This window comes from Roseateles sp. DAIF2 (assembly GCF_015624425.1).
Lineage (GTDB): Bacteria > Pseudomonadota > Gammaproteobacteria > Burkholderiales > Burkholderiaceae_C > Kinneretia.
Map to the genome: position 1 here is coordinate 1,476,780 of NZ_CP049919.1, position 15,274 is coordinate 1,492,053.

Sequence of the window (15,274 nt, forward strand, 5' to 3'; positions counted from 1 at the left end):
GCCTGACGATGAACTGGGCTACCCAGTCGCGGTCGTGCCGTGGCTTCCAGACCGTGCAGCTTGAGCGCTTCTCACGAACCGAACGCTCGGACTCTCGGGTCGAGTGGGCTACTCCTGCAGCTTGACCCGGAACTACACATGACCTACCTGCCCACTGGACTCGAGGAGCCATACGTGGAACTGCGGACCTGGGCAGTGTTCATGCTTTTCCTGCCAGAGCTTGGATGTCCTTCACTGCATGCCGTTGGCGTGAATCAGCTGACTGGTCGTGGTCGTGTGTCTTCGCCACTCGCAGGCGTCCACCCGTTCGAGGCGCGCGTCATTTCGGTGTCAGGGCGCGTGTACGACCTGGTTGGCAAGCCCGGACCGGCGGGTGTCTGCTTGGCAATGGCCGAGCGCCTGACGATGGGGTGGTGCGCGGATGTCATGGTCAACGTGTCAGACACGGTGTTCGACCTAGCTCGCATGGGATTAACTCGCGCTGGCTGGCTCTGCGTCCACTAGGCTGTTCCCCCTGACCGCAGTGAACCGGAAGCTGTCGACCACCGTGCCATCCACGAACTGGAGCTGAACATGGAGGCTCTTCTTGCTGATGCCGTGAGCATGTTGGAGCTCAAGACGAACCTCGCCGCCGTGCTCAGGGCGGAATATCGCCGCACCTGTCGTGGTGCTCAACCACAATCGCGCAGCCTTCTACGTGGTCGGACCTTGGTTGCCAAGGCAGCCCCGAGATTGCGGCCGAACGGCTTGGACCCGCCGGCCTTGTGCAGGCCAAGGACGCGACAGGCGCTTTCGGCCGCGGTTGCCGATAGGTCGTGACCGAGGTCGGTCATGTATTGCTGAAGCAAAGCACCCAGGCTACCCATGGCGGCCCAGGTACAGCTACCGCTTAGTTCGGGAAGTCGGGGTTGCGGACTCCGTCGTAGAACCAAGGGCCGACGCGCAGTTGCAGCGAGCCGCGCTTCTTCATGAGCTTGGCAGCCAGCTTCGGCGACGCGTACCGGGTGAAATCAAACTCATAGCCAGAGAAGCTTTCGCCAGAGTGCCCGGTCAGCTCCATAGATTCGGCGTCAGCAAGCTCCTCAGCTTCGGCCACCGAGATACCCAGCTCTTCTGCCAGGGCTTCCGCGATGGTCTTCACCGGCGCGGAGTCATCTTCGTCGCCCCAGTCACGGTCGAGAGCTGCTGACAACACCTCCACTTCCGGCGCCTCAAAGCAGCGGCGGCCAAGGCGCACCGTCGTTACCGCAGCTTGGCACTTGATTTGGTGGCCGCTGTACGGGCGCTCAAGGTCCAGACCCAGCGTGACCTGGACCGGCATGGTCTCGGTGTACGGCTGCTCGATGGTCGCCTTGTCCGGCTCAAGGTCGTTCTCCAGGTAAACCTCGTCGACGCCGTCGTAGTTGGCGTTGGCCATCTCTTCGTTGACGCGGTCGTCCGAGAACACGGCGTACTGAACGAGGTCATGGAACTCTGCCGCTAAGCCGTCGTAGCTGCTGTGCAGCTTCGTGCCCGGCAGGCGTTCTGCGAAGGCGGCTGTCATCAGCTTGCGCAGCTCGGTATGCGGGTGCTCAAGCTTCAGTTCAGCTGCTCGCTCAACGAGCAGGTCGTAGTCGGCCACCACGTGCGGGACGGCGTCGAGCGACTGGGGCTCTTGTTCAGCGTTCTGCGCAGCCTGGAAGGACGTGAGCGACTTGTGGCCCAACGTGGCGCAGACCAGATGCTGACCGTGACTCAGCGAGATGGACGCCGTAGACGCAGCAGAGTTCTTGCGAAGGGAATGAGCGAGGTCGGTAATACCAACAGCCATGGCAAAGCTCCTGATTCAGCGCGGACCAGTCGAGCAAATTACACAGGCCCACGCCCAGGCAGATTTGCGTGGGAGGGGTTGGTAGAACGGAACAGGAAAACGGGAGAAAGCTGGTATGAGCTGCTCGATGCTCAGGCGGCTAGGCCTTAAGCCTCAAATGTAACAAAGAGACCGCCCGGGTGCAAGAGGCCGCGCCCCCTCAATCCGCGTTACAGCGTCGCAGCCATCACTTCGGGGAACAGCAATTCCACCAAGTCGTCGTACTCCGTGTCCGGCGCGTAGGTGGGGTCACCAGCTTTGATGGCCGCCTTGTACTCGAGCACCTTGGCCGCCCACTTGCCCGAGTGGTCCTCACGTCGCATGAGGTCCGCTCGGTTGTATGCCTGTAGCGCTCGCCGGAAATAGTGCAGGTGCCCCCGGTTGCCCGGCACCATGTGGTGCGCAACTTGGATGAAGTTCGGGAAGCTCCAGCCAAAGACCCTGCCGTACTTGGCGGAGTACAGCGCCTTCAGCAGCGTTGTCGGCAGGTAGCCCGGGTGGTGTGGGAACTGAAGGCCCTCGACCGTGATGTCGCGGTATAGCGCCTGCCAGGCGCGGTCGTCGAACGACCGTTTAGGCATGTACGCCAGGTAGAACGCGTCGAAGCGCTCGCGCAACGCTGCACGTCGGCGCTGGATATCCCGCCAAGCTTGCTGAATCAAGCGGCTACGTTGTCCATCGAAGTCGAAGTGATAGGCGCGCTGTGTCGCGGGGTCGAGGGTGAGCGAGTCGAAGGGCACTGCCTCTCGCTGGAGCGCTTCGACGCCGTCATCCGCCGTTGGCTCCGCCCAGACGCACTCGAGCATGAACCGCTTCTGCCGCACCGACCGGTCGCGGGTCTCCGAGGTGAGCACGAACGCGTTGCGGTTGTTGTTGTAGAAGACGTCGTCCTGAGTAAGCCGGCGGGCATCCATGCTGAACTGCGAAAACACCCAGAACAACAAACCGCCTTCCTGTCGATAGAACTCGCGACGCTGCGCGATGACATTCAGGTAGGTCGTCGACAGCTGGACCTCGAAGGCGATGGGAATGCCATTGAAGACCGCACGCACATCGGGCTTGCGCCAGGCGCCTGTGACCTCTCCAGTCCATCGCTCCTCGACGGCGATGTCCGTGAAACGACCATCCGCACGCAGACACTCGACAATCCAGCGCTTCATCTCGATGTGAAGCCAGCTTTCCTTGACGCCGTTGTACTTACGCGCGTTGATTTCGTCCTGCGACAGATGGCCGCGCGTGACCGCAGCACAGCGGCCGTCCTCCAGCGTGTGCCGGAAAAACAGCTTCTTAGCGTCGTGCCGTGACACCAAGTAGACCGGCGTGAAGCACTGGGCGCAGAGAAACCGCGGGTTCACGTCAAGGCTGGTCTGCACCTCCAAGCGCAACTGCAGCGCCGCCGCCCAGTCGTCACCGATGACATCGCAGTGCCGCTCGAACAGGCTGGTCGAGCGGTCCAAGACCTCGGCCACCTCCGGCTTCTCGACGGCGCAGTCTCCACGCGCACGGGGAAACGGGGAGCCGGGTACAGCGCCGAACGTGCGCGGTGGCGCACGAAACACTGCCGGCGCCTCGTGCCAGCTGGACTGGCCCTGAATCCGGGCGGCCGCCTCGAGGGCTGGCGTGTGCTTCATGCGTACGCCGAGCCGCGCCATCACGGGGCGCAGGCGGCGCGCCAGCGTCTTCACCGGCTCAAACTGCTTGGGCGCCAACGCTGCGATGGCGTCTTCGGACAGCTTTGGAGACAGGCGAGGGTTCTTCACCACCAAGAACGCATGTAGCGCGGCAGCTTGGGCGGCTGGGGAAGGGTATGCGTCAGCGCCAGGCGCCGGACGGTCTGGGATGGCCATTGATGAGCTCCAAAGCGAAAGCACACAAGGACGGCACGCGTTGTCCGGCTTCCGAGAGTTCACCAAGCCGGTATCTGAATCCCAGGGACTTCACCGTGCCAGCCATAGCTGGTGCGTGCACTGCTGGGCGCCCAGAGCCCACGGTTCGGCTTGAACCGTGAGGCCATGTTACGAACGCCGAATCGCCTGCGTCAAGGCGCAATGGCGCGCCATTTCGGTTCGTACCCGGCAGGCGGCCTGCGGCCGCCTCTTTTCGTCAAGACCTGGCCCCGCCGGTGCCGTTACAGTCAGTTGCAGAAGCCGGTTTACGGCCCAGACCATCACACAGGGATAGGAAAACATGCACCTTCAGAGAATTCGCGCGCAGAACTTCCGCGCCTTTGGCGACGGCAAGACCGCGCCGCAGTTGGACTGGACCTTGTCAAAGGGTCTGAACATCCTCATCGGTGAGAACGATGCTGGCAAAACCGCGGTCGTCGACGCCATCCGGCACGTCCTGTGGACCACGAGCTACGAGTTCGTGAGGCTCTTCGAGCAGGACTTTCACATCAAGGGTGACGTTCGTACCCAGACGATGTTCATTGAAGCCACGCTGGCTGACCTCAGTCCGGACCAAGAAGCCTCAGTGCTCGAGTGGCTCACCTACGAACCCGATGGCAGCCGCAATCTCATCGTGCACATGCAGGCTCGTTGGCTACCACCAAAGGACGGCAAGCGCGCCCGCGTTGACGTCATCACGCGCACCGGTCGCGATGGCAACGGGCCGGAGATAGGCCATGCGGTTCGAGAGCTTGTTCGCGCCACCTACCTGCGGCCGCTGCGTGATGCCGAAGCTGAACTAAAGCCTGCGCGGCAGTCGCGGCTCTCGCAGATTCTGGCCGCCCACAAGAGCATCGAAGGCCAAGACCAGAACGACTTCAACGTCAAGGATGCTGAAAAGCGGCCCGAAAAGCTCGTCGGCCTCATGGCCTACGCCCAGTACCACCTAGGAAAGCATCCCGTCATCAAGGGAGTGCAGGACGACATCAACAAGCACTACCTCAGCAAATTCGCGTTCGACGGCGACGAACTGAAGTCCCGCATTCAAATTGCGCCCGACCTATCGTTGCAACCCATCCTCGAGCGTTTTGAGCTGAGCCTACTGCCGTCAGCCGGCATCCATGAGGACGAACGCTGCCCCCGCGGCCTGGGATACAACAACGCGCTGTTTATGGCCACTGAATTGGTGCTGCTGCGCGACGGCGACGAACTAGCCCTCCTCCTCATTGAAGAGCCGGAGGCCCATCTCCATCCGCAGTTGCAGGAACGAGTGCAGGAACTGCTCGAGCAAAGCGCCACCAGCACCGGCGAAGGCAAGCGGCCCGTCCAGGTCATCATGACCACCCACAGCCCCTCGCTCGCAGCAGGCGCTGATGTCGCTTCGATGACCTTGGTGTACCAGGGCCAGCTTTTCCCGCTTGCCCATGAGAAGACCAAGCTTCAGAAGAACGACTACGAGTTCTTGCGTCGGTTCCTGGATGCCACCAAGGCCAACCTGTTCTTCGCGCGAGGCGTCGCCGTCGTCGAAGGTCCCGCAGAGGCTCTCCTGCTTCCCGCGCTGGCCAAGGCCTGCGGCAAGTCCTTTTCGAAGCACGGACTGGCGGTGGTCAACGTTGGCGGGATTGGGCTGTACCACTACGCCCGCATCTTCCAGCGCACCGACGGCAAGGTTGTCCCAATCCCAGTGGTCTGCTTGACCGACCGGGACGTCGTCCCGGATGTCGCGACCTACGTGTCCCCGCCGAAGAACGGCAAGCCTCGCTTCGAGAAGGACTTCAAGCCGGAGGCGCTCGCAGCGCACGTGAAGTCCAAGGTGGACCGAGCCGCCGGAGACAGGACCATCGTCTGTGTCTCGGACCGCTGGACCTTCGAGTTCGACTTGGCACGCTATGGCTGCGGCGAGCTCATGTTCACAGCCATCCAGCTTGCGGTGAAGGCGCAGGCCGCCGACGAGCGCCTCACCGAAGAACAGGAAGTCCTTGCCACGGCGGCCGCGCATGACGCCTGGGTGCAACTCAAGTGCGAGGGACTGTCCGAGGACGAGCTGGCCGCTCGTGTCTACGAGCCGCTGGCCACAAAGAAGGGCTCGAAGGCGGTAGCTGCGCAGTACGCCGGCTACCTCTTGGCGACAGAGAAGTACGGGACTGGTGAAGAGCTGTTTGCCAAGCTGCCGCCCTACCTGCAGCGCGCCCTTAATTGGCTGACGAAGACGCCGGGGGGCGCATGACCATCCCTGCCATCACCGAGGAAGACTTGGCTGAGCTCAAGTCCCTCACCAAGGACCTGGACTTCTCCGATGCTGAGCGGCGAGCAGTCCTGCTTGCAGCCGACTCCAGCGACATCAATGCAGCGCCGGGCAGCGGCAAGACCAGCGTCCTGGTTGCCAAGCTCCTGCTGCTATCGCGGAAATGGCGCCACGATAAACGCGGCATTTGCGTGCTCAGTCACACCAACGTCGCGCGCGAGGAGATTCAGCGCCGCCTCGGCGCCACGCCCGATGGCTCGAGGCTGCTTGCCCATCCGCATTTCATCGGCACCATCCATGCTTTCGTGGACCGCTTCCTGGCGTTGCCTGCTCTGCGAAGCGAGGGGCGGGCCGTCGACGTCATCGACGACGATGTCTTCGAACGAAGAGCGCTCAGCCTTGCCCTGAGGCACAAGCCAGTCTGGGGATGGACGCAGCACAAGGCGAACGCCAAGGACATCATCGGCGGCCTCATTTACCGAGGTCCGAACCTCGACCTCACCTCCGAGAATGGCGACGTTCCTAAGACCGGAGCCTGCCGCCCCATCCTCGAAGCCGTCAAGGCGCAACTGACCGCTGAAGGAGTCTTTCGGTACGCCGACATGTTCACGTTCGCCGAAAAGCTGCTCGCAAAATTGCCGGGCATCAAGGACCAGCTTTCTCGCAGATTCCCGCTCGTTTATATCGACGAGATGCAGGATACGTCCTGGGACCAGGAAGCCTTGCTGGCGAAGCTCTTCAACGACAGCGTCGTGGTGCAACGGTTTGGCGACGTCAATCAGCGCATCCTGGTAGGCAATGGCGATTTTGCGAAGCTCAGCTTCCCGTCCGCCAAGGCGCTGCCCATCAGCACCAGTAAACGATTCGGACCCAAGATTGCGGAATCGGTCTCAGGAGTCCGTATCGGTGGCCCGGCCGTCATCGGTACCGCAGCTGACGTTCATCCGCCCATGCTCGTGATGTACACAACCGAACGAGTCGGACACGTCCTCAATTACTTCGGCACGCGCGTCATTGACCTCTTCAGCGAGGAGGCGGTGCACCAGCGACCCGTCAAGGCGCTGTGCGCTCGCAAGCAGAGTGAAGCCAAGCAGTCGCCCGGCAGGACGCTGCTCGACTACTGGCCGTCGTACTCAGACACCCCGCGCGGTGGTCGTGCGGCCAGTCTTTGGGCGCTGCTCAACCAAGTGGAAAAGCCGTGGGTCAATGGCATCCCGATGCACGACCGCGCGATGGATGCTAAGCGTGCCGTACTGCTTGTCTTGCGTGCAGCGAAGGTACCGCACATCGACGGGCTACGCGACGCATCTCAGCTCTTGCGGCGTCTCACTGATGCCAACCTGGACGTGATGCCCGTACGGCATCTGGTGCGAGAGCTCGCGCTGAAGCAAGGCCTTGGCGCCACCGTAGCAGGACGGCTACAAGCAGTCCAACTGTTCCACGACTACCTCGCGCCGCTCCTGCCCAAGGGCCTGTCGGCCGCCAAGTTCGCCTCACTGCCAGTGTTCGCCGCGCCGGTCATAGCGCCTGAGCAAGAGGTCAGCCACCGCCTGTGCCGTGTCGAGCACAAGGGGCGCTTCATAGAAGTCGAGATAGGCACCGTTGCGTCGATGAAGGGCGAAACCCACTTGGCGACGCTTGTGCTGGAGTCGGTCGCACATCGAGGCAACCAGTTTGACCTGGCACAGGCCCTACCGGTCCTGGCCAACCTCAACCCGCGAGACCCGAGGATGACAGACACCGGGCTCTCGCAGTTCCGAAACCTCTACGTCGCAATGTCACGACCAACAAGCTTGCTATGCCTGGCTGTCAACAAAGCACGGGTGACCGCAGACTGCGTAGCGGCATTGCAGAAAAATGGTTGGGCCGTTGAGGAGCTTTCCTAGTTAGGAACCGCAACCGGGTGCCTCACCTACCTGCCCGTCGAGCATTTCCATGCGCGCAGTTCGGAATACCGCGCGGGAATAAACCGCTCGACTAGCCTCCACGCGGAACTGGTCGAAGAGGTCCTTGACCTGTTGCTTCTCACGGGACTGGGGATTGGAAAACGCCGTCTCCATCGCGCGGGATGCGAATAGCCGCACCTGCCGTTCGGCGGAAGAAGGTGTCGTAAGACTCTTTGTGGCGCACGTACAGTCGATAGTCGGTCCAGACTGGGCTGGTTAAAGCATGCCCTGCGCCTGACGCTAGAGGCTTTTGTGAACTAGATTAGCGGCTGAATCCAATCGCGTATTAGGCCGCGCTCATCTTTCACAACGACCGTATGCCCTATAGCCAACGTTTGTAGTCGAAATTGAACCAGCCTTCGTTGGAATTCGCTCTTTGAAGATTGTTTCACGGTCTTTCCATGCAAAAGCTCATTCCAGCCCTTTTTTGCTGAATCCCATTCGGCTACACGTATTTGCGCTGTTTTTTCTAGAAAACCGGTTTGGCTAAATGTGTGCCCAACCCCGGCATTAAAGTTTTTTAAAATCAACAGCGCAACCTGACTAATGCATGTGTCAAAACATGCTGCCAAAACCGGAAGCTTAATTTTTACGTCGGCCTCGAAGTCCGCTCTTCGATAGTCAGCTGGGAATGCGTGCGCTGCCGTGTGTCGATTCTTTGCCAAAATCGTAAACTGCTCCATGACGCGACCCAGGTGTGGATACGATAGCTGTCGTGCGACCTCGTCCATGGCTGCGTCTGCATCACTGTATCCGAAAGCTTTTATTAGAGTCTTGATAATGCTTTCAGATAGGTTTGAGGTTGAATGCCCAAAAAAATACTTGGAAGGACTAAATGGGGTGTTTTCCCCCGCTTGTGCAAGCACAAGCGCCTCTAGCTGAATCATCACATCCCGGTCCGACTTGTCTGCTCGCTCTAAGGAATGATGAAGTCCTTTCAAAGTTCCAATCAGAATCTCAGATTGGAGTGAAGGTGGTAGCCAGTCAAAAGTGACACCTTTCTTGCCTAACCAGCAGGCTACTTCGTGTGCGCGCCGCTTAATAAAGTCCTCGAGCGCCGAAAAGGCAGCCACAGTCAATCCGTTTAGGCGGAGATGCGCCGCGCTGCGAGCGGTGACCGCAACACTGACAGTCGGGGGTAGCTCCGCCGCTTCTTCGCGCAGCCCCTGGAGGGTGGCCGCAAAATCCGCGTATGCCGCGCTCACGGATTTTGGAGGAGGTTATAGACTGCCGTGACTCGAGCCCGTACGAAAGACGGAGTGTTGGTCCCTTGACGAACGACCTTTGAGAAATCCGCGTTCGCGAATAGCTGTGATGTGCCTGCAACCACTTGTTGTCGGTTGGTCATTGCCGTTTGCAATTCCGTATCGGTCAGTTCGTTCACTGCAATCATTTCAGCGTCGAATACACCGCCGAGGAACTGGTCTCGCCACCCCGTTCCTGTGTATCTCTGAAATGCGTTGTCACCCCAAATATATTGACACGCGTTCAGTGCGCGATTGAAGCGGGCCTTTGCAGAATCCAAAGCGGGCTGCTCGTCTTTGGCGTGGCGCACCATGCAGTTGTCGAGCTCATCCCTTAGTGCGCCGGAAAAGTGCTTCCAGGATTCGCTAAGTGCAAAGAATCGCAGAATATACTCGGCATCTTCCATCTGAACATATGCGGAAGACTGGTCATTTTGTATCTTTAGTTGCTGCCGGAGAAATGGCGATGCGGCAAGTTCGAATATTAGGTCGCTAAAGCCTCCCCTGTAGGCAACCTTGCGTAGCTCCTGAGGGAGCATTTGTTCTCCGCCTCGATTTAGTCGGGTAAATACTTCGAACTTCAGCGAAGGGTCCGATTGCTTCAACAGGGTGACAACTCGAACGTATGGCCGAATATTCAGGGCATTCTGAAGGTCGCTCGGGAGCTCTTCGAAGCCAAAGTCTTCGATTTCTTTGAATGTTTCCAGTCCCTTGAGTTTTAGGGTGCCTGACATAAATGCATGAATTGCCGTGAGGCGCTGTTTTCCATCGACCACAGAGTATTGACCATAGGCATCTTCCGCTAGATATATCGGTGGCACCGGCACGTTCATGAGGAAAGATTCAATCAGGGCGGATTGCTTTTCCTTGGTCCACCGCTTTCGCCGTTGAAAGTCAGGCTCTAAGTCGATTGCGGATTTGCCGCCCGCAGCGCTGGAGAGCATTCCAGATAGGGATGAAAGAGAAAGGTCGGCGGCTTGATAAACGAGGCGGTCTTGGGCTTTGAGGAATCGCTCCAAGATATTTGCCATGCTTGCTTGACCAGCAAGTGTTTTTCCGGGTTTCGTCATCCTGTCCTCATACTGGTATTTTGTGGTTCGGCATTTTTAGGTCGGCATCATTTGGCGCTTGTTGGATGAGCCCTGCTGTCTGCCGGATTCGTTGGCATACGTGGTGTGTCTCTTCTGGCGCGCTAATTGTTGCGTGTGTCATTGCTCTGCGACCGGAAGGGTGTCGTTTTTTTATGTCCGGGGTGATGCTTAGCATTGCGACTCAGTGGAGGTCCCAGCTCAGGTTGCGGCCGTGCACCGCCTGCTCCGACACAAGAAGATGTTGAGTTGGCGACGAAGGTCGTTCGCGCTGATGAGGGGCAGCGGGCGCTGCGGTTCAGCTCGACGGCCGGATGATTGATGCGCCCGTTGTCCTGCGGGCGAAGAAGACAGTGGAACTGCATTGTCAACACACGTCCGGCGGGGACTGAAGCGGTATTACGTCGATAGCTGTATCCCTGCGAATCTTCGCCATTAGCTACCGCCAAGCACGAACAGCTCACGACGGACGCTCGGCCTCCTCGAGCCACTCAGTCATTGTGTCGCCTGCGATTGCGTAGAGTTGGTCTTGAACGCGAACGACCCGCTGGAGCATTGCCTGTCCGTCACTTTCTTCGCGCTCCTGCGCCTCGTTCAGCAGAGCTGTGAGCAGCGTGGGGAGCGCATCCATTGCGCCATACGAGTACTGGTTTGGCGCCATCGATGGAGCCATGGCCTCAAGAACCTCCAAGGCCATGTCCAAATCAGTGTCACCCAACGCACGACACCACTCGTCCATTCCAAACACGTCTACCGATGGGCCGGAGGCGCCTTGGCGCTGAAGGACGGAGCGAACCAGCGACGCCGGGACTCGGATAGGCTTCTCGTCATCCCGCCAAAGTCGGGAGAGGTCCCTCCCAACATCCTCTGGGCCGAACTCAAGTGCCGCTTCCAGTCCGGCAAAGCAAGCCGCCTGGTGTAGAGGTGCCCCTGCATTGGAGGTCCACACTGTGACTGCACCGTGCCAAGCTTCGTCACTCTCGCGCTCCTTCAGCATATCAAGCAGGGCGCCGAGCTCGACCCGGCCATCCAATGAGGCTAGAGCGGTGAGGCGCCCCCAACTTTCGAGCGCCGGTTCCCTGGCTGAGGACCGCATTCGGTCAAGCAATGGAGACAGCCTGTCGAAGTGGTGGGCGTAGTTGTAGTAGATGAAGTCATCGGCGTGAGCGTAGACCCGGTCATCGTCTACAGCCACGGCACACTCGTACAGCTCCCACCCGAAATCAACCTGGGTGTTCAGGTAAGGCAGCCGCCGAAGCACGCCGGCCGAGACATGAGGAAGCCCAACCTGCAGCAACCGCATCAACTGGGCACGTAGAAAGGTTGGTATAGGCTTCTTCAGCTCGACATGCTCGGTCGCGAGAATCATCAGGGCATCTGCGACCTGGCCGGGTGTGCTGTTCAGCACCTCAGAAAGAAGGTCATCGCTGACGGGCGTCAATTCGGCGGTTGCGAGCCGACTGATGAGCGTGGTTGCGATGAACGTGAGTCGATGCGTTAGTGCATCGTCGCTAGCAACGACATGAGCGCATGCAACCATTGCGCTGCCAACGGCTCCCGAGTTGACCCAAACGGACGAGTGATGCTCCATCTCGTCTATGAGACTTGCCGCAAGCTCATTGGCATCGGCATGCTCGGGTGCCCAGTCGTTTGACGCTTGAAGCTCACCTCTAGCGCGCCGGATGTACGTCGATACGCCGTCAAAGATGGCTTCGCGGTAGTCGCTGGCGACTTCGGACCAGCGCTTCCTAAGAAGCCTCAAGTAATGCTGCGGACGTAGCTCAGCAACGGACACCATCTGTGCAACAACCGACGACCGTCCGCCAACTAGGCTCGAAATCTCGCTGTGATGCCGACCCAAGCCATCCGTTCCTTGCAGTAGCTCAATGAGCTTGTCCTCACCCAAGGCGGAGAGTTCGGCAACACTGAACGGGGGGGCAACCCATCCACCGAAGGCGCGAATGGAGGGCGTGCGAATGGGCCGCTCATGCGCCACTAGGTACGCATTCATTGCCGCCTGCGTAGCTTCTGACCTTAGGGGGGCAGGAATTGACTCTAAAAGCAGGAACAGCTTCGATGCCACCCAGCCCGGGCGATGGTGCCCCACGGCTTGATGCCACCTGCTGATTTGGTTTTCAACATCAGGAGCCAAATCGGGGACGGCAGGAAGTGCCGCGCTGATGAGCTCACCGACCTCGTAGAGGTCGTCGCTCTCGTAGAGTCGGGACTCTATGAGCAGTTGGCGAATGACAGTCTCGTTGCCCTGTGGCCGATGCGTCAAGGCAGCCATCCCCATGTATCGGATTGCTCCGCATGGATTGAGGCACACGCTAGAAGCGTTCTTAACCCACCACGTGCTCGCTCCGTTGGCGCGAGAAATTACAGCCTGCTCGACATCCATGAATATGCCATCAGCCTCGGACGGACTGCGAACAGGCCTATTGGTGCGCCGCACTTCGAATGAGGTGTGCTCGATGAAGTGGCTCGACCACCGTCCCGCCGGGTCTTCGGGACGCCGCCGCATCTCATCCCAAGCTTCCATGCTCTGAATGGCTGCCGTTAGAAGCTCGTCTGACTGGGCCAGTCGGCTTCTGAGGAAATCCCGATTGGAGAATGCGTGCGGCAGGCGCAGCGCTCCACCAAAGCGATACTGTTCGACGTTCTCGCGAGTGACCCCACCGCTGATGTATTCCCAAAGGAGGTCGTCGCCTGAGTTGGTGGCTTGGACGAACTTCTTGATGACGTCCGCGAGGAAGTCATGCACCCCGGTGTGAGGGAGCGAGGCCAGCAGTTCGATGAGCGGTCGGAAGGTAGTCCAGTCGACACCTTCCATTCGCACTAGCTCGTAGGCCAGCGTGTCCCTAGCCGACTGGCCGTCGAACCAATCAGAGCTTGCAGCTAGTGTCCATAGCGCAAGAACCCCTTGCGGGTCGTGGCTTACCCACCGTCTCGCAGTCCTCGTATGAGTCTGAAGCCACTCGCGGTTCGACTCCTGAATCCAGCGGGGTAGAAATTTGGCTTTCCAAAGCTCATACCAATCGGCTGATGTCGACGAGAAGTACAACTTTCGGAATAGGGGCGCGTGCTCTCGGTACAGGTGCTGAACGAGGTTGTGGTCATTGGTCGTTGGCACGGTCTCGGCCAGAAGCTCAACGAGCAACGACTTGATGTGAGCTGCGGCGTCGCTGGCAAAAACCGCTCTGAGCTGCTTCCGCAATCCGGAGGGGTCTGTGGCGAAAAGGTGGTCGAAGAAGGCGCGAACAGTGGGACGTACAAAAGGTACAGCTGGAAGCGCGACGATGAAGTCCTTTAAGCTCGTCCCTTGGTCGACAGCCCCCTTCACAGCCAAAGCGTCAAGCAGCGTTTGATGCCCGAACTGGAATTGGCCGCTACTGCTCTTGGCCAGGACATTGCAGCTGAGCAGGCGGGACACCGTGCTATCAGGGAGAGTGATTGCTCCTCGTGGAAGGGTAAGGCTGCGCCGCGACAGCATCTCTTTCGCCATGCTCGAGAGTGCTTCAAAGGCGGGTCGACCGAGTTCTTCGTCTTTCACGACAACGGCGTTCAGATAGGCCTGGGTTAGGCTGTATGCGCTTGAGATGTTGGTCGGACCTCCAGCTTTGGCAACGTCGCAGAAGATTGCTAGGTTTCTTGGGTTTCTCAGGAGGTCGCGGATGGACGGAGCGATGCCCTCTAGCGATACCCCCCATCGGTTCAGCAGTGGCACGACCATGGTGTCCCAGTCGAGTAGCCCTAATGTCACCTGCCGACTCCAAGTCTGCCGGGAGAGCTTGGAGTTGTACTTGAGGTCGAAGCTTCGGCAGGCAGCTACCACCGTCGTGTTGGGAATTCTTGCCAGCCGCTCAATCAAGCCGAGGAAGAACGTTAGCGACGTGGTGTCCCGCTCGAGAGACAGGACGTCAAGCGAATCGACGACGACGACCACGGGCTTCTGTTCCGACATTGCGGAGACCAAGTAGGGCAGGTTCTCTGGCATGCCCATGGCGCTGCGCCCCGCTGGGTCTCTTTCCTTGGAGAACTCTCGCGCCTGAATGAAAACTGGGAACGCTTTCCCATCCTTCTCAAGAACGTCCATTAGCGTGAGTAGGGCGCACGTCTTCCCCGCCCCTGGACCGTCCGTGAGGACAACCTTCTTCTCTCCGCCATCAATGGCCTGCCGTAGCTCCTCGACTGCGCTCCGGTCGAAAATCTCGCCATCAATGTCTCGGTGCCAGTCCCTGCCAACTGCGGACAACAGGTGCAGCGAATGGGAAATCTCGGCGATTGCGCGCGACGGCACGAGCTCACAGCCGGCCTCGCTCAGCAATGCGATGAGCTCATCTCTTGTAATCCGAGACCGAAATGCGGTTGCCTGGCCAGCTGAGACGTTAGAACCAAGGTTGTCGAGGGTTGTCCATATCGCGTTGAACGCATCGTCAGGCCGCGAGACCAGCCGACGCAGTCGCTCCTTCGTCAGCGCTTGAATGTCCTCAATTTCGCCCATGGGCGTGCAACGGATTCTGGTCAGAAAGGCGTGTAGAGAGTGCAAGCCGCCAGCGAAATGGGTTCGCCAGATGTCATCGAGTTGAGCGGAAGCACGCTTGAGATTCGCGCCGATGGCGGTGCGCAATGACGACTCGTCCGACTGCGAGCGAGCCAGTTCAATGAGCTTCGCCAGCTCTCCAAAGTCACCCCGACTAACGAAGCGGACTGCCACGTTCGGCTCGGCCGCCAACACTTCACCGACTTTACGGAGCTCCTTCGCAAGGACTTCCACGCTCCACACGGCGAAGTCCGGTTGGTTTTTCTTGGACTGGAAGCAAACCTTTGAGCCGTCCGCACGCGTCAAAACGATGTCATCGACGGCGATTGCCTTGCCATCGCCCATAAGAAACGTCGCGTCCAGCTCTAGCGAAGCGTCGGCACCTTCATCAATGAGAGATAGCACCTCCCATGCTGCCACTGCTACTTGGTAGCTGTCCCCTCGGTTTGACCGCTTTCCTGCCAGGCTCATAG

The 15,274-nt window shown here is 59.5% G+C and carries 8 protein-coding genes; 3 read left to right on the forward strand and 5 right to left on the reverse strand.

The features are described 5' to 3' along the window. Positions 1 to 138 precede the first annotated feature (138 nt). Entirely contained in the window at positions 139 to 504 is a 366-nt protein-coding gene (locus tag G8A07_RS06920) for a hypothetical protein (RefSeq protein WP_195796324.1), read from the forward strand. 385 nt (positions 505 to 889) lie between these two features. Here G8A07_RS06920 and G8A07_RS06925 read toward each other — a convergent pair whose 3' ends face one another. Together G8A07_RS06925 and G8A07_RS06930 are read right to left on the reverse strand one after the other, a co-directional pair. Then, positions 890 to 1,810, reverse strand: a complete 921-nt coding sequence (locus tag G8A07_RS06925; protein ID WP_195796325.1) for a hypothetical protein — start codon at positions 1,808 to 1,810, stop codon at positions 890 to 892. Between the two features lie 209 nt (positions 1,811 to 2,019). After that, positions 2,020 to 3,612 (reverse strand): DUF6035 family protein, encoded by a 1,593-nt coding sequence (locus G8A07_RS06930; protein ID WP_249937341.1) that lies wholly within the window; start codon positions 3,610 to 3,612, stop codon positions 2,020 to 2,022. Positions 3,613 to 4,036: 424 nt separating this feature from the next. Here G8A07_RS06930 and G8A07_RS06935 point away from each other — a divergent pair, with 424 nt between their 5' ends. Both G8A07_RS06935 and G8A07_RS06940 read left to right on the forward strand, forming a co-directional pair. Continuing rightward, positions 4,037 to 5,962, forward strand: coding sequence for an ATP-dependent endonuclease (locus tag G8A07_RS06935; RefSeq protein ID WP_195796327.1), 1,926 nt, complete (start codon positions 4,037 to 4,039; stop codon positions 5,960 to 5,962). Continuing rightward, complete coding sequence (locus tag G8A07_RS06940) at positions 5,959 to 7,866, forward strand: UvrD-helicase domain-containing protein (RefSeq protein ID WP_195796328.1); 1,908 nt, start codon at positions 5,959 to 5,961, stop codon at positions 7,864 to 7,866. The genes G8A07_RS06935 and G8A07_RS06940 overlap by 4 nt, the downstream gene beginning before the upstream one ends. A gap of 317 nt (positions 7,867 to 8,183) precedes the next feature. Here G8A07_RS06940 and G8A07_RS06945 read toward each other — a convergent pair whose 3' ends face one another. The 3 genes from G8A07_RS06945 to G8A07_RS06955 form a co-directional block, all read right to left on the reverse strand. Then, positions 8,184 to 9,131 carry a hypothetical protein gene (locus G8A07_RS06945; protein WP_195796329.1) on the reverse strand — a complete coding sequence of 316 codons (948 nt, stop codon included), beginning with the start codon at positions 9,129 to 9,131 and terminating at the stop codon, positions 8,184 to 8,186. Next, positions 9,128 to 10,240 (reverse strand): DUF262 domain-containing protein, encoded by a 1,113-nt coding sequence (locus G8A07_RS06950; RefSeq protein ID WP_195796330.1) that lies wholly within the window; start codon positions 10,238 to 10,240, stop codon positions 9,128 to 9,130. The genes G8A07_RS06945 and G8A07_RS06950 overlap by 4 nt, the downstream gene beginning before the upstream one ends. A gap of 478 nt (positions 10,241 to 10,718) precedes the next feature. Continuing rightward, complete coding sequence (locus G8A07_RS06955) at positions 10,719 to 15,272, reverse strand: hypothetical protein (protein WP_195796331.1); 4,554 nt, start codon at positions 15,270 to 15,272, stop codon at positions 10,719 to 10,721. Positions 15,273 to 15,274: the final 2 nt, after the last annotated feature.

Coding starts and splice junctions, on each gene's coding strand:
- G8A07_RS06950 (WP_195796330.1), bottom strand. CDS start 10,240: ATGACGAAACCCGGAAAAACACTTGCTGGTCAAGCAAGCATGGCAAAT.
- G8A07_RS06935 (WP_195796327.1), top strand. CDS start 4,037: ATGCACCTTCAGAGAATTCGCGCGCAGAACTTCCGCGCCTTTGGCGAC.
- G8A07_RS06940 (WP_195796328.1), top strand. CDS start 5,959: ATGACCATCCCTGCCATCACCGAGGAAGACTTGGCTGAGCTCAAGTCC.
- G8A07_RS06920 (WP_195796324.1), top strand. CDS start 139: ATGACCTACCTGCCCACTGGACTCGAGGAGCCATACGTGGAACTGCGG.
- G8A07_RS06925 (WP_195796325.1), bottom strand. CDS start 1,810: ATGGCTGTTGGTATTACCGACCTCGCTCATTCCCTTCGCAAGAACTCT.
- G8A07_RS06955 (WP_195796331.1), bottom strand. CDS start 15,272: ATGAGCCTGGCAGGAAAGCGGTCAAACCGAGGGGACAGCTACCAAGTA.